General features: G+C 52.2%; 21 protein-coding genes. 5 read left to right on the top strand and 16 right to left on the bottom strand.

Annotated features, from left to right (window positions below; all coding sequences use genetic code 11):
• Window positions 1-124 precede the first annotated feature (124 nt).
• From Dvar_RS33565 to Dvar_RS33545, 5 genes are all read left to right on the top strand, one after another.
• Window positions 125-1,474 (top strand): PAS domain-containing protein, encoded by a 1,350-nt coding sequence (locus tag Dvar_RS33565; RefSeq protein WP_419657488.1) that lies wholly within the window; start codon window positions 125-127, stop codon window positions 1,472-1,474.
• Between the two features lie 365 nt (window positions 1,475-1,839).
• Complete coding sequence (locus tag Dvar_RS33560; protein WP_419657487.1) at window positions 1,840-2,703, top strand: substrate-binding domain-containing protein; 864 nt, start codon at window positions 1,840-1,842, stop codon at window positions 2,701-2,703.
• 17 nt (window positions 2,704-2,720) lie between these two features.
• Window positions 2,721-3,818: a formylmethanofuran dehydrogenase subunit E family protein gene (locus Dvar_RS33555; RefSeq protein ID WP_419657486.1), complete on the top strand. Its 1,098-nt coding sequence runs from the start codon at window positions 2,721-2,723 to the stop codon at window positions 3,816-3,818.
• A 419-nt stretch (window positions 3,819-4,237) separates the two neighbouring features.
• Window positions 4,238-5,557, top strand: coding sequence for a YcaO-like family protein (locus Dvar_RS33550; RefSeq protein ID WP_419657485.1), 1,320 nt, complete (start codon window positions 4,238-4,240; stop codon window positions 5,555-5,557).
• A gap of 54 nt (window positions 5,558-5,611) precedes the next feature.
• Window positions 5,612-5,872: a type II toxin-antitoxin system RelE family toxin gene (locus tag Dvar_RS33545; RefSeq protein WP_419657484.1), complete on the top strand. Its 261-nt coding sequence runs from the start codon at window positions 5,612-5,614 to the stop codon at window positions 5,870-5,872.
• 152 nt (window positions 5,873-6,024) lie between these two features.
• Here Dvar_RS33545 and Dvar_RS33540 read toward each other — a convergent pair whose 3' ends face one another.
• From Dvar_RS33540 to Dvar_RS33465, 16 genes are all read right to left on the bottom strand, one after another.
• Window positions 6,025-7,245 carry an ATP-binding protein gene (locus Dvar_RS33540; protein WP_419657483.1) on the bottom strand — a complete coding sequence of 407 codons (1,221 nt, stop codon included), beginning with the start codon at window positions 7,243-7,245 and terminating at the stop codon, window positions 6,025-6,027.
• A gap of 176 nt (window positions 7,246-7,421) precedes the next feature.
• Window positions 7,422-7,535, bottom strand: a complete 114-nt coding sequence (locus tag Dvar_RS33535) for an IS1 family transposase (protein ID WP_419664199.1) — start codon at window positions 7,533-7,535, stop codon at window positions 7,422-7,424.
• A gap of 28 nt (window positions 7,536-7,563) precedes the next feature.
• Entirely contained in the window at window positions 7,564-7,851 is a 288-nt protein-coding gene (locus Dvar_RS33530; RefSeq protein WP_419657482.1) for a cobaltochelatase subunit CobN, read from the bottom strand.
• Entirely contained in the window at window positions 7,817-8,014 is a 198-nt protein-coding gene (locus Dvar_RS33525) for a hypothetical protein (protein ID WP_419657481.1), read from the bottom strand. Before Dvar_RS33525 ends, Dvar_RS33530 begins: the two co-directional genes overlap by 35 nt.
• 14 nt (window positions 8,015-8,028) lie before the next feature.
• Window positions 8,029-9,060: a TonB-dependent receptor domain-containing protein gene (locus tag Dvar_RS33520; protein ID WP_419664198.1), complete on the bottom strand. Its 1,032-nt coding sequence runs from the start codon at window positions 9,058-9,060 to the stop codon at window positions 8,029-8,031.
• A gap of 12 nt (window positions 9,061-9,072) precedes the next feature.
• Window positions 9,073-10,056, bottom strand: a complete 984-nt coding sequence (locus Dvar_RS33515; RefSeq protein ID WP_419657480.1) for a TonB-dependent receptor plug domain-containing protein — start codon at window positions 10,054-10,056, stop codon at window positions 9,073-9,075.
• A gap of 535 nt (window positions 10,057-10,591) precedes the next feature.
• The gene (locus tag Dvar_RS33510) at window positions 10,592-11,623 is read right to left on the bottom strand and encodes a hypothetical protein (protein WP_419657479.1); all 1,032 of its coding nucleotides are present in this window, start codon (window positions 11,621-11,623) and stop codon (window positions 10,592-10,594) included.
• A gap of 15 nt (window positions 11,624-11,638) precedes the next feature.
• Window positions 11,639-13,537: a TonB-dependent receptor plug domain-containing protein gene (locus tag Dvar_RS33505; RefSeq protein WP_419657478.1), complete on the bottom strand. Its 1,899-nt coding sequence runs from the start codon at window positions 13,535-13,537 to the stop codon at window positions 11,639-11,641.
• A 192-nt stretch (window positions 13,538-13,729) separates the two neighbouring features.
• Window positions 13,730-14,740: an ABC transporter substrate-binding protein gene (locus tag Dvar_RS33500; RefSeq protein WP_419657477.1), complete on the bottom strand. Its 1,011-nt coding sequence runs from the start codon at window positions 14,738-14,740 to the stop codon at window positions 13,730-13,732.
• Between the two features lie 425 nt (window positions 14,741-15,165).
• Complete coding sequence (locus Dvar_RS33495; protein ID WP_419657476.1) at window positions 15,166-16,902, bottom strand: TonB-dependent receptor; 1,737 nt, start codon at window positions 16,900-16,902, stop codon at window positions 15,166-15,168.
• A gap of 58 nt (window positions 16,903-16,960) precedes the next feature.
• Window positions 16,961-18,028: an ABC transporter substrate-binding protein gene (locus Dvar_RS33490; protein WP_419657475.1), complete on the bottom strand. Its 1,068-nt coding sequence runs from the start codon at window positions 18,026-18,028 to the stop codon at window positions 16,961-16,963.
• 89 nt (window positions 18,029-18,117) lie between these two features.
• Window positions 18,118-20,148, bottom strand: a complete 2,031-nt coding sequence (locus Dvar_RS33485) for an ABC transporter substrate-binding protein (protein WP_419657474.1) — start codon at window positions 20,146-20,148, stop codon at window positions 18,118-18,120.
• A gap of 73 nt (window positions 20,149-20,221) precedes the next feature.
• Window positions 20,222-20,917: a hypothetical protein gene (locus Dvar_RS33480; protein ID WP_419657473.1), complete on the bottom strand. Its 696-nt coding sequence runs from the start codon at window positions 20,915-20,917 to the stop codon at window positions 20,222-20,224.
• A 168-nt stretch (window positions 20,918-21,085) separates the two neighbouring features.
• Window positions 21,086-21,970 (bottom strand): energy-coupling factor transporter transmembrane component T family protein, encoded by an 885-nt coding sequence (locus tag Dvar_RS33475; protein ID WP_419657472.1) that lies wholly within the window; start codon window positions 21,968-21,970, stop codon window positions 21,086-21,088.
• Window positions 21,958-23,667 carry an ABC transporter ATP-binding protein gene (locus tag Dvar_RS33470; RefSeq protein ID WP_419657471.1) on the bottom strand — a complete coding sequence of 570 codons (1,710 nt, stop codon included), beginning with the start codon at window positions 23,665-23,667 and terminating at the stop codon, window positions 21,958-21,960. The genes Dvar_RS33475 and Dvar_RS33470 overlap by 13 nt, the downstream gene beginning before the upstream one ends.
• Window positions 23,664-25,319 (bottom strand): hypothetical protein, encoded by a 1,656-nt coding sequence (locus Dvar_RS33465; RefSeq protein WP_419657470.1) that lies wholly within the window; start codon window positions 25,317-25,319, stop codon window positions 23,664-23,666. Before Dvar_RS33465 ends, Dvar_RS33470 begins: the two co-directional genes overlap by 4 nt.
• Window positions 25,320-25,325 lie beyond the last annotated feature (6 nt).

Raw genomic sequence — 25,325 nt, 5'->3', positions numbered from 1 at the left:
TCGATTGACAGAAATTTATTTTATGACAAAATTATTAAATTCATGATTTTTGCTTTGATCTGAAGCTGCAGTCGATTTCGTTTATCAACGGCCTTGTCCGCTATTGCCTGAGTATGGTGGTGTCATGACCGATGTGAAGGATACCGCTTCCCCAATGACCAATAGGGTGAACGCGGTACTCGTCAAGCAGATATACATGCGCTCGAACATCGCGATCCTTGCAACGGTTGTGAACGCTGCGCTTCTTGTTTTCATATTGCGGTGGCAAATTCCTGCCTGGAATCTGGTGATCTGGTTCTCCCTGATTTTATTGACCTCCATTTCAAGGTTTTTTCTGAATCTGAAATTTCTAAGGGCAGACGACCAGGAAAAAAACATTCGGCGCTGGACCTGGGTGCTGTTTTGGGGAATTTCCATCCCAGGCGTTCTGTGGGGCGGAACCGCGCTTTTTCTGTTTCCGGTTCATTCTGTTGCCCATCAGGCATTTATCGCTTTTGTCCTGGGCGGTATGGTCGCTGGTGCAGTCGGTGTCTTTTCCCCGATCATTCCGGTTTTCCTTGCTTTTAGCATTCCCGCGCTGGCCCCGATCACCATTCGTTTTCTATTGTTGGATGATGACCTTCATCTGGCCATGGGGGGCATGACGATTCTATTTGCGGTGCTCACCTTCACCACGGCCAGGCGAATCAGCCGTTCCACCCGGGAACTGGTGGAATTGCAGGAATCCTTTGCCGATAAGCTTGAACAGCGAACCAGCGAACTTGCCAATGCCAATCGGCAGTTAATAAAGGAAGTGGAAGATCGCAAACGGGCCGAACAGGCGCTGGCCGATTCACGTCAGCGGTTGAACGACATTATTGAATTTTTGCCCGACCCCACCTGGGTCATTAATACAAGCGGCTGCGTGATTGCCTGGAACCGGGCCATCGAACGCATAACCGGGATCAACCAAAAGGATATTATGGGCAAAGGGAACTACGCCCATGCCATACCACTCTATGGCAGGCCGCGACCCATGTTGATCGATCTGGCCCTCAAGCGGGACAAACAATGGGAGGCGGACCACTTGAGCGTCAAGGAGGAAAATGGAATTCTAATCGCCAGCGAATCCTTTCATCCATCCATGGGACAAGACGGACGCTATTTCGCTTCCACGGCCTCCCGGTTGGTCGATGCCCAGGGCCAGGTGGTGGGTGCCATCCAGTCCATGCGGGATATTACCGATGCCAAACGCATGGAGAAGGAGCGTGAGCAGCTTATCGAAAAGCTGCAGGATGCAATCGACAAGGCCCGAACGCTCAGCGGGCTTTTGCCTATTTGCGCGTCATGTAAAAAAATCCGCGACGACAAAGGCTACTGGAAACAAATCGAAAACTTTATCAGCGAGCATTCCGAGGCTGAATTCAGTCATAGCATATGCCCGGACTGTGCTCGAAAATTATATCCGGATTTTCTGCCTCCCGATAAAAAGTGAAGGGTTACCCCCGGTGTTGTTTAAGAATGAGAAAAATTGCCACCTGCCATTTATCAGTCAGATACAGCGCGATTTCATCATCATAGCGACCACTTTCCTGCCATAAGCAAAATCAATGAAAATGAGTCTTCTTGGGGCCGTTGATGATGGTTGGGCTAAAAGGGTGCTTTTTGTCCATATTACTGGGAACGCTGATAATCATTTATGCCTTGCCAGACACAGCGGGTTCGTTTTATATCGTCTATTTAGACTCCCGGCATGATAAAAAATTTCCGCTCAACGCATCCGACGGCAAATAGCCGACGATCGCTCCCTATATCGGATAGCGAAAACTATTGCTTACCCAAAATTCAAGAGAGGGCAAAATGAAACGAATCAAGACATGCAAACTTATTTTTTTATCGTTTTTTCTGATCTTGTTGGTGGCAGGGTTTTGCCAGGCGGGAGCCTGCAAAGCCACTTACGGTAATGGGGAACCGACATTCAAACTGGCAACCGGCAGCCCTGGAGAACTCGGCCTTTTAAAAGAGCTGGCAGAAGCATTCAACGCCCAGCACAACACCAGCATGTGCTGGGTAAAAGCCGGGTCCGGCAAATCATTAAAATTGCTGCAGAGTAAAGCTGTCGATCTTGTCATGGTTCATGCACCGGCAGCTGAAAAAAAGGCGGTTGAGGATGGCTGGGCCATCAAGCGAACGCTGATCGGGTCCAATGAATTTTACATTGTGGGACCTAAAGATGACCCGGCAGGGATCAAAGGGGCCAAAAGCGCTGCCGATGCCTATGCCAGGATTGCCAACGCAGGCGCCAATTTTCTATCCCGGGGGGATAATTCCGGCACCAATAAAAAAGAACTGGCGATCTGGAACGCGGCAGGCATCAAGCCGGCGGGCAGCTGGTATATCATCACCAAAGATTTTATGATGGCAACCCTGAAAAAAGCGGATCAGGTGAATGGATATTTTATGACCGACTCGTCAACCTGGGTTGCCGGCAAGAAGGATCTTAACCATCTCAAGGTGCTTTTCAGGGGAGATCCAGTTCTAATCAATACTTATCACGGTCTTTGCCAGCCTGCCGGAAACGGCAAGACCCAGGAAATCGCTTCTCAGTTTATCGATTTTCTAGCCTCAGAAAAAGGACAGAAGATCATCGGTGAATACGGAAAAAGCCTGTATGGTGAGGGGATGTACAATGATGCGGAATATGCCAAACAATATGACCACTAAAGCAAGGAAATGAATCAATGAATCAGCCGAAAAAGCAGGATGTCGGAAAACGCAGAGGTTTTTTGAAAAAGGTCGGCACGTTGGCGCTTGCAGCGGGATCGGCGGTGATTGGCTGCGGATTTTCGTCCAAAACAGTGGCGGCGGATGAAGAAAGCGCCATTGCCGAATATTGGCGTAAAAAACAGAAAAAACTGGAAGCTGTTGAGGCGGAAAGCAGGAAAAAAGATAAAGCGTTCGGCCCGCCGCCCAAATATATCTACAGGGGCACAGACTATACCGATTCAAAGGCAACCTTTTATGCCCCGCTTATGGAAGAATGCAAATACCTGCCGGAATTCCAGTCCATTTTCACTGAAGGCACCGCCGGCCAGTATTTCAAACATACCCTGAAATTTGGCATGAAGGATATCATCAAGTATCATGGCCATTCCTGCGAAGCGTTGTATTATACGGCTGCCATTTGCCGGTTGATCTGTGACAAGCTGTTTGCGGACAACGTTGTCGACCGTACGATCTTAAGAGGCATGGGGGGCAAGTCGCCCTGTATTGCCGATTCTCTTATCTATGTTACCGGTGGCAGGCTCCAGTTCGGGACTCTCAATCTCGACCCCAGCCTTGGTCATGCCGTGGTCCTCCAGAGAATCGATACACAGGAAACCTGGATGGGGGCATGGAAGGATGGCGTTCAATCATGGAATGCCATGAAGATATTCGGTACCCCCAACAAAGCCAACCCATTGCCGTACAAAAAGTGGTCGGCATGGAAGTATGAACCGGATACACCGGCCAGCCAGATGGATGACTGCAAAATAAAATGGAAATATACGAAACCGGAACTGCTTCAGCGCTTGCGCGATCTGAAAGACAACCTGAAGTACCTGCCGGATGGGGCTACCCCAACAATAAAACCCAATGAAGTCAGAGAAGAGTTCAACTGGCTCCAATATCGGCATCTAAGGGAGGTCTTTTCGCACCCCTTGGAAGAAAGTTTCCAGATCAAAAAAGTAGACAATTTTAAATGGCAATATCCCCATTGTGAACCCATGTGGATTCCCCGCCTGGACCAAAAGGCGAAATGGGCACCGTACATGGCGCATCCTATGGCAAGCGATTAATCACCCCCATTAGATTCTCGCCATGCAGGCTGTCCCTGCATTTATCCTGAAATGCAGGGACAGCCGATTCGTTTTCAAAGGCATCAGATAATCCCTAAATAGTGTCCATCCAGAAATAGGAAAATTTGGTTGAGATCAAGGCGCCCGAAAAATTTAACCACAGGCATATGGTTGATATTCCGAGGATTAAATTTTTCGCGCAACGCCGATATCGGGAAAATTGGCCATTTCTGGACGGACACTAAATAGCAAAATATGCACAATTTCTGCTGGACAGGCCGTGGCCTTTTCATTACGTTGTTTTTCGCGTTATCGTACAGCTTGCCATTGTTATTGATGAATTGGCCCAAGCTGAGATCAACTTGGGGGTGGATAGAAAGGGCGCAAAAGCACATGAAAGTGCCCACGGAAAGGATCGCATGAAATTTACAAATTATATCCGCAACGAATTTAAGAAAACCGATACGCCGGAAAACACCATCGGTAAAATCGTCACTGGCTTCGATCGGCTGGGATACGATATCCAGTATATGCCATACTCGGTTGCGGATCGAATTCACTGGTCACAGATATCCATTGACTCGGTTAAATTGCAGTGCCAGGGCAAGGGCATGACACCCGAGCTGGCCAAGGCCAGCGCCCATGCCGAACTGGCCGAACGATTCAGCGGGGGATTGTTTTATCAGGACTTCGAAGAACAGGTCCGCTTCAACCTGCCCGCCCTGTACAGTCGGCAGGTGAGTCGCTTTTTAAACTATGAATGGATGACAGGCTATGTGAACAGCCACCCGGACGATCTGGACGCCGATCACCTGTCCATTGAATCGTTGCTGTGCAGGCAACCCCATTTAAGCCCGGTGGACATTGAAAAGATAAAAAACAGCCAAATGGCAAGACACTGGGTGGATGGCTATTCGGTGGTGCAGGACAAAACCGTCAAGGTGCCCATCAATTTTGTTGCCTATATCAATGCCTCCAACGGCATGGCCGCCGGCAATACACTGGAAGAGGCGATGATTCAAGCAAGTTGTGAAGTGTTCGAAAGATTTACACAAATTCAGGTGATTAAGCCGGAAACCGAGATCCCCAGCATTGACAAAGAAACCGTGACAAACGACCATTTAAAGTCCATGATGGATTTTTACGAGAAAGAAAACGTGGAGATCATTTTAAAAGATTTCTCACTGGATGGTCTGATTCCCAGCATTGGCGTGCTTTTTATCAATCACAACCTGCGGCCGGGACGGTTGGAGCATAAAATTTTGGTCCCCGGTGTTTCTTTTCATATGGATGAGGCCCTTAGCCGCTGCTTTACCGAGATCATGCAGGGCCGCAACACACTGGCCATGCCCAGTCCGCATTTCGATCGGCCGGTCAGGCATCGCACCCGTGTCAACAACCTCTACCTGTTGTTCAAATGCTGCATTTCAGAAAAGGACATTTCCTTTCTGGAGCAGGGAGAGACCATCGCTTACAGAAATTTTAAGAGCAAAGATATTTTTTCCGAGATTGAATCGGTCAAAGGGATATGCCAGAGGCTTGAAACCGACTTCATCGTTTTGGACCTCACGCACCCGGTTGTGAAATTTCCCGTGGTGCGGGTCGTCATGCCGGGTATTTCAGATTTTCTGCCTTTTGTGTTCAAGGATATCCTGACCTCCGTCGATACCAACCCTGATTCCGCCTGGCAAGGAGAGCATTATAAAGCCCTGATGGATTCATTTTTCAATCGGGACTGAATCGTTTGGGCTTATTCAACCTGGAAACCGTGCAACGGCATCACCATTACTTGATTGGTTACAGAAAAACGAAAAAATCCCTTAAGTTTCATCATTCGTTCAAGAATAGACAAATTGAAGAATGAACCGTTTTCAGGAAAACCATTGGAACGGGAATTGTCGGGGTATCGGTCCTTCCGGGCTAAACGATTCAGAATAATCTACAAAGTTAACGAAACGGATCAGATTGTTGAGATCCATTATGTCGGACATCGGAAAGATGTCTACGAACTTTTTGCTGAGAAAGCAGGTCGTTCAATCTTTGATGACGTTTAAGCTAAAGGCTCATCAGCTTCTTTCTATCTCATCAGCCATTCAAGCTAAACAGCTCAAAGGGATACCCGCTCAAACGCCCAATCGGCCTTAACGTTCAAAGCGATCTAATGAGTCAAAAGCGGACTTGACCCCTTTACTGATGGAATAAGGCACTAAAGCAGATCCCATGGCACCGCATAATCCGATTCAGACAACTGGACTATTTTTTCGCATGGCGCGATAACGAGGCCCGGTGCAATGTTTAGCTGTGGATACTTTTTTCGGAATGCGGAGATGCCCATTGTATCGCGGCGGGATGGATTGGTTTTGGCCTTTATTTCAATCGGGTGAAATATCCCATCATATTCTATCAGAATGTCCACTTCCGCACCGCTGTACGCCCGCCAATGGTAGAAATTGGGTCTCGGCGATAACAGGGCCGTCTGCTTTTTCAGTTCGGCGGCCACGGCCGTTTCAAACAATGCCCCCCACAAAGGGTGCCCGCCGATGGTTCTTGGTGTTGAAATCGCCTGCGCCTGGCAGGCAAGCCCGGTATCAGCGATATACCCCTTGGGTTTATTGCTCACCCTTTTTATCAAATTTCCCGAATAAGCGGGAAATTCGAACCACTGAAACGTGGATTGCAAAATCGCCATCCACCGCTGCGCGGTTTGCGGCGTCAGCCCCAATTCTCTACCCAATTGACTGTAATTGATTTCTTGGGCCGTTAGTGCACATGCCAGCTGGAGGAACCGGCCGAAAAGCTGCCAATCCGATACGTCGGCGATGAGCCGGACATCCCGTTCGATATAGGTCCGTTGGTACGCATTCAGAAAATCGGGGATGACGTCGACGTGTAGAAATTGGGCCTCAGGAAGAAAACCACGCCACAGTTGCTCGTATAGGGTGGTGACGGCGGTGCGTTGTGTCCGGGATGCTGCGAGGAAATCTTCTGGAGAACGCAGCCAATTGGTAATCCAGGGCGTTGTGGAATCGTGCCTGCCGATTTCAAGAAGGCTGAAGCTGTATAGATCCAAAAAGACAGCCCGACCGGCGAGGCTCTCCGACATGGATTTCATGACGCCCCACTGTTGAGAACCGGTGAGGATATACTGGCCGGGTGAGCGGTCACGATCGATACGCCGCTTGATGGATGCCACCAACTCCGGTGCATATTGAATCTCATCCAATATCAGCGGCGGTGGGTGGTTGTTCAGGAAAAGCTCGGGGTCTTGCCTGGCATTTTCGATGTCGATAACAGGATCGAAAACAACGATTTCGGTCTTTTTCCCCAATGTGTTCTGGATCAATGTACTTTTGCCGACCTGACGTGCGCCACTGATTACCACAACGGGAAAGAACTCAGCCAAGTTATACAGCTTATCGGTTAGCATTCTTTCTGTATACATATCTTGATTATTAATTATGGCATCATCAATAGTCAAGTTTTTTTGTAACGCGCCGATGAACTGTCGAGGTGGTACGCTATTAAGCGGTTAAAGGATTGAACTTTTTATCTATTTGATTGGAAAAGCGGTACGGATTTCGGGTAGTGGGTCAAACCTGTTGATCAAATAGATTCCAGATAGCTTCCACCAGTGAAATAGTAACGGTTGATATACATGCCGATGACGTTGTCATGGATTTCTTCGTTCTTTGAAAAACAGATGGTCTTTCGATTCAATCGTTTGATATGAGTTCTGAAATTCAAATTACGCCTTTCGATTTTCCAACGGCTTTAGCACACCACCGGCGGCCACGGATTTCCTGAGCGATATGTGCTCACCCGCGTCATAGCGCAGGATCGCGTTGATGTAATTTACGCGTTTTTCTCCCTCGGGCGGCTTGCCGAAGACATGCATCCCGTCCTGGATCTGGGTGTTGCGGATGCGCGACAGAACACCGTGGGCGGCACGGGTGATATGATCAAAGGGAATGTTTGCCAGGCGGTTTTGCTCATCCAGGTCACAAAGGCCTTGGCCGCTGCCGGCCGTTTTCATCCCCAATATCCACCTTGATTTCATGATCTAGACCGCTGCCTTTGATTGTATCCAGGTATTTTCCTGAAAAGTCGGTAAGATCAAGATATTCCGGATGCTTTCCGGCCCGTACCAGCATGGGCAGATGACTGGCCCACATAATGGAGCCCAGTTTTACTGTCATGGCACTCTCCTGTTTTAATAGGATAACGATACGCCGACCAAAAACGTACGCGGAGAGGCCGGATACACATCCGCTCCGGAACCGCTGGCAAAATAGGTTTTGTCGAAAATATTCTTTACCGAGGCATGCACGCTATAGCCGATGCCTTTGAGCTTGCTCTTGAATTCCAGACGGGTATCCCAGACGGTGAAGCTGGGGATTTCATATTCGTTGGCCTCGTCGGTGTATTTCTCATCCTCGTAGGTGGCGCTCAGGCTGTAGCTGATGCCGACCGGATGGTGATACCGCAGGCCGGCCACCATCTTGAAGTCCGGTGCATCGGGCAGCGTGTTGCCATCGTAAACATTGGTGGTATCGCTGCGACTGTTGTAAACCTTGTAATCCGTGAACTCCACGTTTTGGAAAGTGAGGTTGACAAAGGGCGAAATCCCCAAGGGCAGGTGCAGGTTCAGTTCCGCTTCGATTCCTTTGTGCCGGGTCTCACCGGCATTCACATTCTTTGACTCGCCATCGACCTGGACAGTAATGATCTCATCGGTCACATCCATTAAATACACGGCCGTGGTCAGGTCAAGCCAGTCCACTGGGGCGGTGCGCAGGCTGACCTCGTAGTTCAAGGCGCTTTCGGGGTCCAGGTCGGGATTGCCCGAGCTTCCGTAAAGCCTGGATACGGTCGGCGGCGCAAATCCCTTGGCGACATTGGCAAACACGGTGGTGTGGGAGAAAAGCTGGTAAGAAAGGCCAAACTTTGGTGAGAACGCGTTCATATTGACTGAATCCGAATCTTCGGAATCCAGGCGGTCCTCGTTGTCGAAGCGTGCCTCATCATAGCGCAGGCCGAAACTGAGTTTAAGGGCCTCCGTGATTGCCAGTTCATCCTGAACGTAGATCGCCCAGAACATGGGCTCGGCCAGGCTGTCCGATTTAAGGGTGTCGGTCCGGTCACCCTCAGGAGTGACGCCATAGGACTGGACATCGGCAGCGTCAAAGCGAACCGTGGGGCCAAAAATCAAGGAATTGTGCAGGCCAAACAGAGTGTGGTTCAGAGAGTATTGGAACTAGCCACCGGTAGTGGTCACGTCATAGAAGTAGTTGCCGGTACGGTAGGACGCAAACATATAATCCAGGTCATATTGGTGATAATACCAGGAGAGTCTGAGATTATCATCTTCACCCACATCCTGACGGTAGACCAGATTGGTGAAGACCCGCTCCAGATCACTCAGCCCGATCTGGGACTGGGCCTGGGTGGGGTCTTCTTCGAACTGTTCGCGGGTGATATCCCCCGGTACTTCATGGTTGTTACTGACATGGCCCATATCCAGTTCGATATCGGCACGATCCGATATTGCATAGCCCAACTTGCCGGAGATTTTGTGGGCATCGAAGGCGGCACGGTCCCGCCATCCGTCTCCTTCCTGATACGCATACCCTACCTGATAGCTGAATTTCTGGGCCAGGCTGCCGCCGATTTCCGCTGAAACGCGTTTTTCCTGGTCACTGCCGAATTCGGTTTTGACCGCTGCCTGGTTGCGTAACGGCCCGCGTCGGGTGATGATATTGACTGCCCCGCCAATGCCGAACCCACCGTACAGCGCGGATACCGGCCCCTTGACGACCTCGATTTTCTCGATTTGATCGGGGGCCGGCAAATCACGCCAAAACACCGTACCGGTGTGTCCGCTGTTCATCGGCACCCCGTTGACCATAACCAGCACCTTGTTGCAACGGCCCGGGTTCACCCCTCTTAAGCCAAAGCTGAACTGGGTGCCGTTACCGTAATTGTCCTGAAAGGTGACGCCGGGAATGGATTGCAGCAGTTCCGGGACTTCTTTGGCATCCGACTGCTCGATTTCAGCACGGGTAACGACCGATACACTCCCCGGCAGGTCCTTGATCTTTTCTTCTTTGCGGGTCGCCGTGACCACGACTTCATCGAGTTTGTATGTGGTGGCGTCGTCCTCTTGTTGGGCGACTGCTGCCTGGGGAGATAGAATGGCGGTGAAAACAACAAACAAACCTAATAATTTCCAGTTTTTCATAGATAGACTCCTCTGGTTCGAAATACTGCAGCGCAATGGGTGTGGTCCAACGGCAATAACGGTGGACGGATCAGTGATCACAAAGACAATAGGGCGCCACTAGCCTTCAACCGGAATGGTTTGACTATTGCTGTCCTCTTTTGGCCATGCTGACTATCAGGGTTTTAAAACGACCTTTGGGAAGTTGTTTGCCCATAAAAAAAGGCCAAAAGATCGACTACTGGTATATTCTACCATCTGTGATCCTCAGGCCTTCATAGCCTTGCTTTTTGGGTGTACCGATTAGACTATTTCTCGATCCCTCTTCAGAGAGAAAGTATTTCTATCAACTCAGCTTGCTCGTGTCAATCTTTTATCCGCTTAAGGGAAGGGCCGTTTTGCCTGTAGGAGCGGTCCATGGCCGCGACATGCAGCTGATTATTGATTGAAGATGGTCGCAGGCATGGCCAGCTCCTACAAGTCAGGCATGGAGGATGGTTTGAGAATATAAAAAACGATAGCATTCCATCCACCCTTCGGCCTTCAGCCTAAACAGCTATCCACCTGAATTTGAATGATGCCATTGTTCAAACTCATCCGAGAAATACACCACCCGTTGTTTTTTTAACTCCCGTAGTGAGTGAAGCACTTGGTAATCGGTGATCCCTGATTCCCGGCTCAACCGTTGAACAATGTCCGCAAGCGTTTTATCGCTTTTGGCATGGATCATGGCAAACAAAGGGTATTCCCATTTGCCGGGATAAATGGTTCGATTATACAGATGGCTCACGGCATCTTCCCGGAGGAAGGCATCCAGCACGGACATGCCGTGTCCCTGTGGTTTCCAGACCGTCATGGCGTTATGGGTGAAACCGGCTTTCATGTGCCTCAGCACTGCCGCATATCTTCTCATGAATCCCTTTTTCTGCAGGGATGCGGCCATTTTTAGCAGCTGGTCTTCACTTATCAGACCGTTGTGCTGAACAACCAGGGCTGAAAACGGCTTTTCCACCACAGGCAGATCTTTTTGCAGAAGAACAATTCCTTCTTTTTCGTCCCCGGTCGGCTTCCCGTTGTCATGGGCAGACAAGGACGCCGTTTCCAATTTTTCTTCGTTCTTTGCGGTTTGTTCTCCCACATCAAGCTTTACCCCAATCTTAAAGACCTTTTCGGTCTTCAATATCAGCGTGTCGCTTGCACCTACCGCACGAGTCAGCGCATCAACCGACTCGCTGAACCGATCCTTGCTTTCTTCGGCCAGGGTGAACCAGATATTGAAGTGGTGATCCCTGAGATAGTTATGACTGACCCCCGGATGGTCATTAATAATCGATGCGGCCTGGTCAACCTGACTGTCCGCGATGGCCATGCCAACCAGGCCCATGGCATATCCCAGGCGCCGTGGATTGAAGATCGCCGCGATATTGCGGATGATCCCGCGATTTTTCAGACCTCTGATTGTTGCCATGACTTTGGATTCAGGCAGATCAAGGCAGCTTCCAATGGCGCTGAATGGCCGTCTGACCAATGGGAATGAATGCTGAATATGGTTGAGGATTCTCACCTCGATATCAGTAAAGTCCGTCATTTAAACTCCTTTAGTTTAAAATCCAATTTCTAAACCTACCCACCACCGCCGGCAATTGCCCGGATATCCCCGGTAGACATAATAATCGAAATCGGTCAGGTTCTTGACTTCAAAAAACAGGTCAACCTTTTCCATGGCTTTATAGGTCGCCTTGAAATCGAGGTAGTAATACCACAACATTTTATAGGTTTCCTCCTGGTCGGCATACCGGTTGGAGTAGTAGGTGGACCATAGCTGCAGGTTAAGGTTTTTCAGTGGCTTCAGGTAGAGCCGTCCCTTGAACTTATACGGTGCGGTGTAGGAAAAAGAACTGTTGTGCACTTCATCGCGTGTATATTCATAGGTGAATCTCAGATCCACGCCCGCCCACCCATCATAGTCATAGGTGAGGATTACGTCCCCGCCGGTCCAGTAGGATTCATCCAGGTTCTCGTATTCTTTATAATCCACCTTGTTTTTGCCGGTTTCGGGATCGACGACCGGATCACCGTTTTCATCCACCTGGAAATAGGTATGGGTGTAAAACCGGTCATAGGCCTTGTTGAAAAAAGGGGCCAGTTGCCAACCGATGCGGCTATTGCCGATTTGATGCTCTCCGCCGATTTTAAAGGTCAGGCAAACATTGGTTTGCGGATCCAGCTCCGGATTGGCACGGGCGGAACTCGTGGAAAAGTATTTCTGGAAAAAGCTAGGATATTTTTTTGTGGCGGTCAGGGAAATATCCAGGTAATAGGGCTTGAACTGATACGAATAGGCGAGCTTGGGAAATGCATCCAGACCATAGTCGTCGTGATAAAACAGGTTGGCTGAAACGGCAAATCCCTTCCAATGGGTTGATCCGTATAGGTCCAGCAGATATTCGTCGGCATCACCCGTGGTGGCTTCCCCTTGGGTGCTGGTCTTGGAAAAATCCGCTTTGGTGATGATCGAGCGCAGGCCATATTCGTAAACCTTCTTTGAAATACCGAATTTTGCGCCATACTCCATTACCTCCGCTTCATTGCCCCCTAAAAAAGGGATTGTACTGACATTGCCCTGCTCATCTGTTTCATAGATCACGTTGCCGTTTGCATCCTTTTTAACGCCCGTGGCGTGGTTTTCCTTGAGATGGTTATTCATGAAAAGTTCGCTGAAAAAATTCCCATTTTCGAAATTGATCACCCCGCCATAGGATTCGCGTTTCTTTTGGTAGCGTGCCTTGGTCGGATCGGGATAATAGTCGTCACAATCCGCCGGCCGGGATTTTTCGGGCGTGTCATAGCTGTAAATGGCGCTTCCGCCTTCATCCCGGGAAAAGGCGAATGAACCGCTCAAAGCGAACGCTTTTTTCATCGCCATCTTGAGTGAACTGGCAGTGTGCTCTTCATCATTGTTGTTGTGATGGTGCTCCCCTTCGGTGGACCAGCTATGGGCGGCACTGACGAAATAATCGCCCATGCCTTGATTGATGGAGCCATCGATCCCCTGGTGATCCCGTACCCCTTGCCAGGCCTTGATCCGGCCGCCGAAAGTATCGCCTTTTCGTTGAGTAAAAATTTTGATTTCTCCGCCAGAGCAGCGGCTGGAAATTTTATGGATTTCAATCCGGGAAACGGTGCTGTAATCCACCTCGCCCCAGTTGATATACTTGGCCGTGATGGTCTGATCATTAATGGGGCGGCCATCCAGGGTGACAATGATGTCGCTGGCCGAAAACCCGCCAATGCTCAAGGTACCGCTATCCGTGGTGTTGATTCCCGGGAGCATATTGATCAGTTCGATGATCGTGGTCGCATCATAAGCCAGGATATCGGCTTTTTTCAGAATGAGGACATTGGCACTTTGGTTTTCTTCGGCGCGTATTCCTGAAAAGCTGCCCCAAAAAAGCAATACGCCGGCCATGACTGCTGTGACTGCCAGGATCTGCTTTATCATGTCTGCTCATCTTTCCGCTCAACTTTGACGGTTCCGTAAAAAGTCCGATATCGGCGTTACGCTTCATCCCTCGTCACTGCGGAGTACGGTAAGTACACCTCATTCCTCGGGATTCGCAAGCCTTGATCTCGAACTTTTTACGAAACCGTCGGGCGAATGACTTTTTTGTGAGTTCATCAACTTTAGTTCCGCTTAGGCGTTTTTATCCTGTATTTTTAAGTGCCAATTTTCCGGGAAAACATAAGCCCCCTTGTAAGGTATTCCCTGGAATCGCTCCAGGTATTGCTGGTGAATTTTACGAATATCGATATCTGTGAAGGCATCCGGATAAAAGCAACGCGCCAGGTAAAGCACGCCCACGATGCCTCTGGGCCCCGGGCCGACATCCGATGAGATCGCGTACACGCGGCCGGTTTTGACGGCGGAGGTGTATGACCAGCCGGGGCGCTGCATCAGGTTGTTGCGTACATCTTCCAGCATGCAGGGCACGTCGTTGTCGTAGGCATTGGAATGGGAAACCATCTTGACGATGACATCGGGATTTTTGCTCACGATAAACTCGGTACTGATTTGCGGGTTGGTAATCTCAAAATCCGATGCAATCAGATTTCCACCGGCCAGAAGACCCATTTCATAGCCGCCGGAACCGGGGCCGCTGGCATGGTAGTCGGCATAGGCCTCCATATAGACCGTGGGCCGGCGCTGCTGATTGCGCAGCCTTTTTTTCAGCATTGTGACAAGGTCGTCATGCCAGGATGCGTATGCCTCGGCCCGGGTGGATTTGCCCAGCAGACGTCCCAAATCCTGAATTTCTCTTATCAGGGTGGACGGTCTAAAAAAATCAAGGCGCAGGACCTGGATGCCCAGAGGCAGCAACTTTTCTTCCAGTTCCTTGCCGGGCCGCCACCCATAGGCCAGCACCAGATCGGGCCACAGGGATACGATCTGCTCATAATTAGGCACAAACGGCTGGCCGATGCGTTCCCGTGTTTTCAAATCCGGCCAGAAGCTTGGTTTCATAGCAATGGTGTTGTTCACGCCGACCACCCGATCCGCAGCGTCCAGGATGCGAACCACCTCCAGGGTGTCCGAGGGCAGCACCGCCATTCGTCGCACCGGTGTTTTTATCCGTATCGATTGGTCCTGGGCATTGGTGATCTCCACCGCTACCGTGCCCTTGGCCAGGGCCGGCGGACAGATCATCAGGACCATCATCATAAAGATAGTCGACAACCATTGCAGAGGCGATGTTATAGCATTTAAGATAATGTTTTTGGGCTGCGTTATCGGTCGTCGCAGTATCATAATACGGCTTTCTCCCTCTGGCATTGCCAAAAACATTATCTTAAACACTATAGCTTTCCCTTCCACGACAAAATCCCGCATGGCGCCGACACCTGGTGCAACAGGTGTGAGGTTTTCGAGTGTATTGTCAATTCCTCTTTATTCAATAGGGCCATGGTGTGACCGTTCCCCTCGCTTGATTACAATCAAAAGCTTGTTTGAAAATTCTGGATAAGGTTCGATAACAAGGCGGAAAACGACTCGAAAGCGGAGCATATATGGAAATATGTGAGCATTTTGAGTCGTTTACCAACGCCGTTAGCGGGCCTTAGCCGGGATTTTCTTTAAAAAGTCCAATTCACCCCGGCTATCCACGTCCTGGGCGGCCCAACAAGGTTATCCACATAACAGTAGTTTGCGTCAGCCAGGTTTTGGATCTCGGCAAAGAAAGAGAACTGCCTGAAGCGATACTCACCGCGCAGGTCGAGCAAGGTGTATTCCGGCGTTTGTTTGGAATTGTCTTTGCTGATATAGACTGCCGAGGTGTAGTCGACGCTGGCCACCAGGCTCAGTTTGTCGATCGGCGTGCAATACAGTTCGGCACCCGCCTTGTGCCTGGGTTTGGATGTCAGCCACAAATCGGTGGTTTCATCGCGGGCCTCCAGATAGGTGTAGAATGTTTTCAGCTTGAACTGGCTGCTGATGGTCCAGCCCAGTGAGACGTCACCGCCCTTATAGGTCACCTCACCCACATTCTCATAGCGTCCGATTCCCTCATCATTGCGAATGTAGGTAATACGATCGGTCAACTGGTTATAGAAAAGGGTCATGTTCACGGAAAGGGATGCGCCAAGCTGACGAAACGCACAGAGGCTGTAGTTGTCTGCGATTTCAATGGTCAGGTCCGGATTGGGGAGCTTGGAACTGGTTCGGTTGTAGCGCTGATGAAAGGACGGGGTGTTATTGGAGCGGTTGTAGGCAAAGCCGATGTTCCACTTCTTTTCTTGCCAGGTGGCCTTGATTTCGGGGTTGATGCTGTCGTCAAAGGCCGAGTAGAAATTGCCCCGCAAGCCGATGGTGACGGTCAGTGGCAGTTTCGGCACCTGGATGGACTCGGACCCGAAGAAAGAGAGCCCGGTCTCCTCCTGGTCATCGTCCATGGTCGTGCCGCTGGCCTGGCCCCATTCAAAGGCGGCGCCGCAGTTCAGACTGCCCCACTTGCCGGTGGAAAAGGTCGCTCCGATATCCTGGCCGGCCTCTTTGACGCGTAGCTCCTGATCCAGGGACTTGCTTTCATCCGTGTTATGCTTCCATCCACTGTTGAAGTAGGAATTCATGCTCAGCGACTTCCCATTGACCCGTAAGGAATACGATTGCATGTTCGATTCGAGCCGCGAATAGGGGGTCGGGTAATCTTTGGTCCCGGCGTTTCCCTTTTCTTCTTCAATATAGTCTGCCGACAAGGCCGCGTTGAAACGATCATCAATCGCGTATTCGAGCTTGGTGCCGGCTCGCCATTTTTCCTTGTCGTTGTTGACCTGGTAGCCGTTGGTGCTGTCCAGGGCGCCTGACACCGCACCGCCCAACGAGCCTTTGAGAAATCGGCAGTTACCGGAATAACTTTGGGTTTCATGATTGCCCCCATAAGCCTTGACGTTTCCGCTAAGCCGGCGGATTTTCTTGGTCGAGATCAAAATTACCCCGCCACTGGCGTCATCACCGTATTTCAGACCGCCTTTGCCTTTGAGAATCTCTATCGTCTCAACATTTTCCAGGGATACCAGATCCCATTTCACCCCGCCCAGGGCCGAGGTGGGGTCGTTGATGGGACGGCCGTCCATAAACACCTTGACCTTGTAATTGCCGTGAATGGCGACGGAGGAATCCCCGGCTTTGAGTCCCGGCACCTGATTGAGCACATCGGCCATGCGTACTGCACGCATCTGGGTGATATCCTCGGCCGTGATGGTGATGCGGCCGTCGTCCTTCTGAGCCAGAACGGCAGCCGCAGGGGGGAAAAGATAAATCAAGGCCATCCACAGCATGGCCACACACAAGAAAGAAAAAAGTCGATGGATCATTGTTCGTTCACAGCCTTCTACATGAAATATCAGTTCAGTATGCAACATTGCGGTCTATTCAAAAGAGGGGTGCTCCCCAAGCCCCGGCATAGTCAATTCCCCAAAATTGGGATAGCATTTTTTGATGAACCCGCATTGGAGATAAATCCGAAAACAGTTCAGGATGCAGCCACTTGGCATAATAGCAGCCACCAATGACCTGCATGGGGCCGGCGCATAGCCTTGGATGGATGACAAATACGCTTTTTCTTTGCGTGGCTTTTAAACGGCTCAGTTCGGGCCTGGCCAGAAATGCATTTCTCTGCTGATGCATGAATTCCGCCGAGACCACGGCTCCGTCTATCTCGACCACAGCGATCTTGATAAAGGCATCAGGATTGTTCTCGATCACCCACTCCGGGCTCATTGTAGGGGCTTTTGCCGGTTGTGAGCCGACACAATTGATACCACCGGCAATTTCCAATTGCTGTTGCATGGGGCTTTCAAACATGAAGGTGCCCCAAGGCGTTTGCATGGCATTTTGACCCACGGCACTTGTCTGATACGGTGTGGTGCCTTCGAGAAACACCCTGGGTTTTTGTGAGACTGCCAGCCTTTGGGTGCGCCCATGAATCAGACGGGTGGTGTCCGTGAAAAAACATCGTAATTCTTCGGCGCGTTGCGGCTTGCCCAGAATCCGGCCCATTTGTTTGATAAAGCGGTCAATTTGCTTCAAGGTCCAGGTGCCTGAGCAGATGACCGGAATATCAAGGACCTCCAATTGGCGGACGATATCCTTATGGGTCCACTGGTAAGCGACCACCAGATCCGGGGCAAGCTCGACGATTTTTTCAAGATTAGGTGTCACGGCGCTGTTGCCGACCGATGGCTTGCCTTGAATTTCAGGCAGAAAATGCCGCTTGGGCTTGCACACGCCCACGATATTTTCACCGCATCCCAGTGCGCAGATGATCTCCGCCGGATAGCTGGTCAAGACGACGATCCGTTGCAGCGCGGGCTTGATATGGACCTTTCGGCCCATTTCATCTTCGATGGTCAGCGCCGCGGATTTTACCGGGCTGAGTGATGTAATGACGACCAGCAATGCGAGCAAGAGTTTTAGATGAATTGAATAATGAATTCTCATACTCTTTATCCAGTGCAGCTCATCGTAAGGGCGAAAAATTTTTCGCCCCTACACTAAAAATATGCAAATCTGACCCTGTCATGCCCCTATTACGGATAGAACCAGACACCTCTATACTCAACGTCAAACCATTCCTCGAAATAGTCTCTGTGAAACGTTTCCGGCTCTACATCCGAAAATCGATCCGGATAGAGGCGTTTGGCCAGATACAAGGCGCCCAGGGCGGTCTGACCGCCCGATGCCACACCATAATAGCTGAACAAAAACACATTGCCGGAATGTCCGGCCCAGGTCCGGCCGATTACCGGATGGCGGCACACTTTCTCGTGGACTTCCGCCGCCCGCTTGGTATCGGCGGCGCCGTACCCCAACCCTTCCGTCAGCCAATAACTGGAAACAATGATTACCTCCGGATTTTTCTGCAGCACCCACTCGCCGCTGACCTCCTGGGCGGACAGACCGGCCGACGGATCGATGCCGCCGGCCAGCTCGATGATGCGTTTGCCGGCCCAGATGGTGAACGTGTTTCCGCCTAAAAGCTTGCTGACGCTGTTGAGACCCAGTACCTGTTTTTTCTCGATGCTGGCCGTTCGCCGGCGGATCATTTCCAGAAGATCGCTTTTCCATTGCACAAACGCCCGGGCGCGCGTTTCTTTCCCGGTGATGCGACCCAAAAGAAGTAGCTCCTTATCATAATGGGCTTCCCGAGCATAGGCATCATCTCCCCGGATAGGTTGGAAGTCCATGGCTACTACCTTGATCCCCATGGGCGTCAATTTATCGATGGCCGGCTGAAGGTTGACCGCTGCCGTACCCATAAACACCACCTGGGGACCCGCCTGGGCGATGATTTCATAGTTGGGCGTATACACCGAGCCGATGTTGGGTTTGCCCACAAGGCGAGGAAGCATGCCAGGATCGCCTTGCAGGTATTCGGTGACACCGACCACGCGGTCTTCGATCTGCAGGAGGCTGAATTCGCGGCAGCCGCTGGACTGCAGCCCGGCGATACGCTCAAGGGGCTGGGGGATGGTGACGCGGCGCCCGGCTGAATCCACGATGGATACCGATGGCACCGGCGTTTTTGCCTTTTCCTCGACAGGCGTTTCCGGGTAGGGCGGATAGACAAACACCCCCCGATGGGCAAGGCCGCACCATTTTTCATGGTACTCGTGCAATACGGCATCCGGGTCGATGTCGGCAAAACGCTCCGGGTAGAGGAACTTGGCGATGGTCAGCGTTCCCACAACAGTTGCCGGCCCTTCCTTCAAGTCCTGGGCCATGAGCAGTACCCGGCTGTCTTTTACCGCATCGGTTTCCTTGAGGATTGGATCAGCGGTTAATTGCCTATGCATGGCCTTGAGATTATACATGGCCGCATTCTCATCGGCATTGTATCCGCAAACCGTTTTGGCGATCACCCCACCGACGATGGCCTCCGGATTTTGCTCCATCAGCCATTCACTACTGACCTGCAGGTTTTCCTGGGGCAGGGTGCCGGCAATGTTGATGCCGCCGGCATTCTGGACCAGCGGGTGACAGCTCGATCGTTGATTTTTTGTGGAATAAATTCTTTTATCCAGATTGGTCTGTACAAACGTGTAAAAGTAGGTGCGCTTTTTCTTTTCTGTGGGAATAGGACCAACACGTTCGTTGATCAGGCGGGCATAGCGGCCGCGCCAGGCGATCAGCGCCCGGGCCTCTTTTTCCTTGCCAAACAGGCGGCCCAGGGTCCGGATGTCCTGATCAATGGTGCGCGGGTCATTGCAGTCCAGATAGAGCCACTTTATTCCCAGGGCAGCCAGCTTATTTTCATCGGTGGTGCGATGAGAATTTTTGTAAAGGATGATCAATTGAGGTTTGAGTTCGGCCAGCCGCTCATAATTCAGATGAGTAAATTTGAAGGCGGGTTTATCGGCAAGGACGGGCCAGAACTTTGGGTTCTGAGTGATGTAGGCGGTTACCCCGACCACGGTCTGATCCATGTCCACGCCCAGGGCGCGCATGATAATCGCCGAGGCGGTATTGATGGTTACCACGCGGTTCACTGGCATCTGGATGGCAATGGTCCGCTTTGTGGTATCGGTAAATTTTAAACTATCTGAGGTCGTGGCTTGCAAGGGCGCGGGCTCCCCCGCGAAGGCGCAAAAATGACCGACCCACAATGCAATGATCCATCTTCTCAAACAGGCGCTACGCCTCAACCTTGACATACTCAACACCTAACTCATTAATGCGTTGGTGACTGTCATCCACCATGCCAATGGTGATGTCGCTGATGGCAAGGCGATCCGGCAGATCCCCATAGCATCGCAAATAATCGTCCGCTATGTTTCTTCTCAGCACGGTCCAGGCCGGCCCCGGCGGGCAGACCATCATGGATGCCGACGGGAGAAAGCGCATCCGGCCATCCCGGTCCCTGAAGGTCTCTCCGTCATGGGGTGCCCATTGCCCGCTGCGGTAAGTGCCCGGCGGCTTGGTGTCGCTTGCCTGGTAGAAGATCGAGCGGTGGTTGTTAAAGCGCAGCCGTATCCAGAGTTGATGATCACCTGCGTCGCGGGCCGCCCATTGCCACTCGATGGTTGTGTCTTTGCCCACATCGATTTGGGCGGCCATGCACCATTCTCCACCACCGGTATGATCAGGAGCGCCGGTATTTAAATGTAGCATGCCGTCATTTGATTTCAGACAGGAATGCTTGTCCGGCCCGGACAGGTCAGGCATCACGGGATTGCCGTTAATATCGGTTCTCGTGCAGTGTTTTTCCCAGCACGAATCGGATTGGAACGTTTCGTATAAAAGCGGCGGTTGGCGTTTAAGAAAAACCGCGCCTGTTCCGATTCCGATTAGTACTATAATCAGCAGTCCAATAAGGCATTTATTTTTCATTTGTGTAAAACTCCCAAATACTTAGATAGTGTCCGTCCAGAAATAGGAAAATTTGGTCGAGATCAAGGCGCCCGAAAAATTTTACCACAGGCATATAGTTGATATTCCGAGGATAAAATTTTTCGCGCAACGCCGATATCGGGTAAATTGGCCATTTCTGGATGGGCACTATATATATTTCTCCGCGATTTCATAAACCCACCGAAGCTCAGAAAAATAAAGAATATTGTTGGTGTACAGCCAATAAGCCAGCTTACCCAGCAAGACCGGCAGAGCCAGAAGACTGCAAATGATCAGCAGTTTGTCCAGCGGTTTGAATTTAAGCCGATTACCCTTGAAACTTGTTCGCGGGCCGTGGGGCTGAAAGGACCGGCCCTCGACCGAGACGGCCAGTTTGGCGGCCCGGCGGATACAGTTGGCCAGAATCGGCACCAGTGCCAGAAAAATCGTCCGAAAGGTGTTGGTGGGTTTGAATGGCGCATATCCTTTCAGCCGCTGTGCCCTGAACACCGTAATGGCTTCGCCAATCAAAAGGGGCACGAAACGAAGGGCGGTGATGACCATGAAGGCCAGGCCATAGGGGACTTTCAGAGCGATCAGAGCCGAGAGCATGGCGCTTGGATCGGTTGTCCAGTAAACCAGAAGAGCCAGGGCCGTGGTGGTCGAAAGGCGCATGGACTGGACGGCGCCATACTCGATACCCTCGGCAAACACGTGCAGTCCCTCCCACTTGAAACCAAACGCATTCTCATCCAGGATGGTGAAAAGGATCGTGCGCGGATGAAGCTGGTAGAACAGCGCCTGGGAGTAGATGGTACCCCAGATCAACAGGGCGAGCAGAATCACCAATAGTTTGATGTTTTTTCCTGGTATCCGGGCCAGCGGATAGCCGATCAGTGAGAGGGCAAAAATGGCAACCAACGATACCGGGTTATCGATGGTGATCGAGACAATCGAAACCATGATCAGGACGATCAGTTTCGCCCGCGGATCGATGCGGTGGACAAGGGTGTTTTTTAAAGTCGGTTCCAAAAAGCGTTTTACATCAACCATGGACCGTCTCCGCGTTTGATTCTGTCTGCCAGTTCCGCCACGCAAAACGATGGACGCAATCCAAGGCCGGCGCAAAGGGCCATGGTTTGCGGCGGTTTTAGCGCTGTTTTGGCAATGGTATCCACATCCGCGAAAATGCCGGCCGGTTTGCCGTCGGCCAGGATGGTTCCGTGGTCCAGGATGATGATGCGATGGGCGAATTCCAGGGCGGTTTCCATGTCGTGGGTAATGAACACCGATGTGATTCCCTCTCGAGACAGGGTTTTCAGGTGCCCCATGAAGTGTTTGATATTTCGTCGGTCCTGGCCGCTGGTGGGCTCGTCAAGCAGCACGATACGCGGCTGCATGGACAGCACCGAGGCTACCGCGGCGCGCAGTCGCTGACCGCCGCTGAGGGACTGCGGGGCCTTTGCGGCCATGTCCGATAAGGTCATCACCGTCAATGTCTCCCGGACCCGCCTGTCGATCTCAGCCGGCGCCACGTTGAGGTTACCGGGGCCGAAAGCTGTTTCTTTTTCGACCGTATCGCAGCAAAGCATCAGCCCTGGGTCCTGGAATACCACTGCGACGTCTCCCACCAGGGATTCCGGTTTCTTGTGCGTTATGCATCCACCGAAGATCGACACCGCTCCTCGGGCTGGTTTGAGGATTCCGCACATCTGAAGCAGCAGGGTCGACTTGCCGGAACCGTTGTTGCCCAAAAGGGCCACGATTTCTCCCTGTGCAATACCCAGGCTCACCCCTTTGAGCGTCCAGTCCTGCCCCTCGTAGGCGAACCAGAGATCGTCAATGGTGATGGCCGGCGGCCGGTCGCCGGTCTTCATATCCGGGGCGGCACGACCTGGAGCCGCGCAGTTTGGCTCATCTTTGCGCTTCAGGTTTTTTCTCAACGCCGTCAGGGCATCGTCGGTGGTCAGCGGTTGGGCGTCCAGGTCGAGGCGATGAAAAAGCTCAACGGTTTCCGGCAGCCGCAGGCCAAGGTGGTGGAACAGATCGATATGCTTTTGAAACACGGTCTGCCGATCCGCATCCAAAATGATGCGTCCCTGGTCCATGATAATGAAGCGGTTTGCCAGATGGGCGACTTCATGAATACGGTGTTCGACCAGGACCATGACCCGTTTGGATTCGGCGCCGAGCCTGGCCAGGACGGAGAGAATCTCCCGTGCCCCCTTGGGGTCCAGCTGGCTTGCCGGCTCGTCCAGCAGCAGCACCGCGGGTTGCATGGCCAGAATGGAGGCGATCACGATCCGTTGCCGCTGTCCGCCGGACAGCGCGTTTACACGATGCTTGCGAAATGGCTGCATACCCACCTGCGAAAGGGCCGTGTCAATGCGCCGGTCGATTTCCGCCACCGGCAGGCAGAGGTTCTCCGGTCCGAACCCGACCTCATCCTCAACCATCAGCGAGAAAATCTGATCATCAGGATTCTGCTGGACCATGCCCACCCTGCCGGCCATTCTGGGCAGAGGCACCGTTTGAGTGTCGCAGCCGTTCACGTGAACCGTGCCAACCAACCTGCCTTCCGATGCATGGGGGATGATTCCGTTCAGGCACTTGAGCAGCGTGCTCTTGCCACAGCCCGTCGGCCCGGCAATCAGCACGCATTCCCCCGGAGTGATCCTGAAACGGATATCTTTGAGTGCGGCCTTGGATCGGCCGGGGTAGGTGAAGGAAACAATATCGACGTCAATCATTCCATGGCCACTTTCTGTAATTTGTTGCCCAGGATCACGCCGGCTGGGGCGAAAATTGCCGAGTAGAGAAAACCGACGATCACGATATTGGCCCCGATAAACCAGTCGGCGTAGTAAAGCCGGTATAGCAGCATATAAAGATGGTAATCCACGAACATGGCAAAAGCGCTGGCCGCCCCCATGCCGATGGCGGCCAACACCAGGGCCTTTTTGGTGGCGGTAAATCCCGGGCTGCTGCCACGCGTAAAGCCGGTGAGATAAAGGGCGATTTCCGTGGTGGACATGGCCACCACCATAAAAAGGATGAACACCGGACTCAGGCTGCCCATCAGGCAGGTCAGGATCATCGACATCAGCATGGAAAGGGTTACCACCCCCGGCAGGGGCACCAGCACCACCAGGGACATGACAAACAGGCTGGTGATGCCTTCCCGGATCAACCCTGTGGCAAAGGCGGAAAAGGGGCCCAGCAGTCCGTTGAACACCTCGTTGAGAAAAATGCGCGGGACCAGGGCAACCAGGAACTTGGCCGATCCGAACAGGGCGATCAGGATCAGCCACCGGGTTTTAAAACGGCCGAGCAGCTTGGGATGACCCGCCACCAGAAAAATGCCCATGACCAGCGCGACGCCCATGGCATACAAGGTGGTGGCGATGGAAGACCAGCTCATCTTTCTCACATTCAGATCGAATTCTCGCGATACTACGCGGGTGTTGCTGCCGAACAGGTTCATGCTTACCCGGCCGAGATAATGCCCGGCCAGCACCTTGCCGCGATCGGCAAATACAGGCAGGGTGACATCGGCTTGCCCCTTGGCCGGGATCTGAACCCGCGCGTAGATCCGGTCATCGCCGCCGCCGTGAAACTCGAGAAAATCCCGGGAAATCCGAAACCCCTCCGCCTCCTTGCCAGTGGCGGCATCGAGAACCTGCCAGTCGACCAAAACGGCGGCATCCTCGTCGGCACCATTGACCAGACCGATGGCCACAAAGGATGCCGGCCGGATATCATCGTCTTCTCCGGCACCGATCAGTTTGCCCAGCACCCCCAGCCCGGAGCGCAGCACCAGGCAGTTTTGCTCATTCTTGTCGTCCACCTGGCCTTTCAAATCTGCCGGGATGCGGATTGATGAGACCGTGAGCAGCCGCTGCACCTGTTCCTGACTGGCAACCCGGATCTCCGCCGCCTGCCGGATGACCCCACGCGGTGTCTGGTCCGGGCCGGCATCGATCAGGCGGGCCCGGGCCTTGATCGTGTAATGCCCGGGAGCGGCGTCGGTGGGGATGGTGAGTTTAAACAGCCGGTGCCAATCGTCAAACTCCGTTACCAGGCGGAACCGCGCATGCACGACAACTTTGCCCTGTATCTCGTGCACCTCGGCTCCCTCCACCTGGCCCGCCAGAGAAAAGGCCGCGGGCAGCTCGACGGTAAAATCCACATCCAGCGGCGTTTGATGGTAACTCTCGACCGTTGCCAGCGCACTGATCACGCTGTCTCGAACGGCCAGCCCGGTGCTTTGCGCCGTGTCGCTGTTTTTCATCCCATAGGGAACCTGGAGAATGATCTGGCCGACAGCGCCGGCTTCTTCCAGGACTGAATCCCCGTCGGCCAACGCTAACCCCACCCCGCACACGAGGATTGCAATTATCATCACCGG

The sequence above is a fragment of the Desulfosarcina variabilis str. Montpellier genome (assembly GCF_048565275.1).
Classification (GTDB): domain Bacteria; phylum Desulfobacterota; class Desulfobacteria; order Desulfobacterales; family Desulfosarcinaceae; genus Desulfosarcina; species Desulfosarcina variabilis.
Note: the sequence above shows the minus strand (reverse complement) of the source record. Positions and strands in the feature narration are given on the sequence as shown.

Excerpts from the sequence above, each read along its gene's own strand:
- Dvar_RS33565 (WP_419657488.1), top strand. The coding sequence starts at position 125 with ATGACCGATGTGAAGGATACCGCTTCCCCAATGACCAATAGGGTGAAC.
- Dvar_RS33560 (WP_419657487.1), top strand. The coding sequence starts at position 1,840 with ATGAAACGAATCAAGACATGCAAACTTATTTTTTTATCGTTTTTTCTG.
- Dvar_RS33555 (WP_419657486.1), top strand. The coding sequence starts at position 2,721 with ATGAATCAGCCGAAAAAGCAGGATGTCGGAAAACGCAGAGGTTTTTTG.
- Dvar_RS33550 (WP_419657485.1), top strand. The coding sequence starts at position 4,238 with ATGAAATTTACAAATTATATCCGCAACGAATTTAAGAAAACCGATACG.
- Dvar_RS33540 (WP_419657483.1), bottom strand. The coding sequence starts at position 7,245 with ATGCTAACCGATAAGCTGTATAACTTGGCTGAGTTCTTTCCCGTTGTG.
- Dvar_RS33530 (WP_419657482.1), bottom strand. The coding sequence starts at position 7,851 with ATGAAAACGGCCGGCAGCGGCCAAGGCCTTTGTGACCTGGATGAGCAA.
- Dvar_RS33525 (WP_419657481.1), bottom strand. The coding sequence starts at position 8,014 with ATGACAGTAAAACTGGGCTCCATTATGTGGGCCAGTCATCTGCCCATG.
- Dvar_RS33515 (WP_419657480.1), bottom strand. The coding sequence starts at position 10,056 with ATGAAAAACTGGAAATTATTAGGTTTGTTTGTTGTTTTCACCGCCATT.
- Dvar_RS33510 (WP_419657479.1), bottom strand. The coding sequence starts at position 11,623 with ATGACGGACTTTACTGATATCGAGGTGAGAATCCTCAACCATATTCAG.
- Dvar_RS33505 (WP_419657478.1), bottom strand. The coding sequence starts at position 13,537 with ATGATAAAGCAGATCCTGGCAGTCACAGCAGTCATGGCCGGCGTATTG.
- Dvar_RS33500 (WP_419657477.1), bottom strand. The coding sequence starts at position 14,740 with ATGATCTGTCCGCCGGCCCTGGCCAAGGGCACGGTAGCGGTGGAGATC.
- Dvar_RS33495 (WP_419657476.1), bottom strand. The coding sequence starts at position 16,902 with ATGATCCATCGACTTTTTTCTTTCTTGTGTGTGGCCATGCTGTGGATG.
- Dvar_RS33490 (WP_419657475.1), bottom strand. The coding sequence starts at position 18,028 with ATGAGAATTCATTATTCAATTCATCTAAAACTCTTGCTCGCATTGCTG.
- Dvar_RS33480 (WP_419657473.1), bottom strand. The coding sequence starts at position 20,917 with ATGAAAAATAAATGCCTTATTGGACTGCTGATTATAGTACTAATCGGA.
- Dvar_RS33475 (WP_419657472.1), bottom strand. The coding sequence starts at position 21,970 with ATGGTTGATGTAAAACGCTTTTTGGAACCGACTTTAAAAAACACCCTT.
- Dvar_RS33470 (WP_419657471.1), bottom strand. The coding sequence starts at position 23,667 with ATGATTGACGTCGATATTGTTTCCTTCACCTACCCCGGCCGATCCAAG.
- Dvar_RS33465 (WP_419657470.1), bottom strand. The coding sequence starts at position 25,319 with ATGATAATTGCAATCCTCGTGTGCGGGGTGGGGTTAGCGTTGGCCGAC.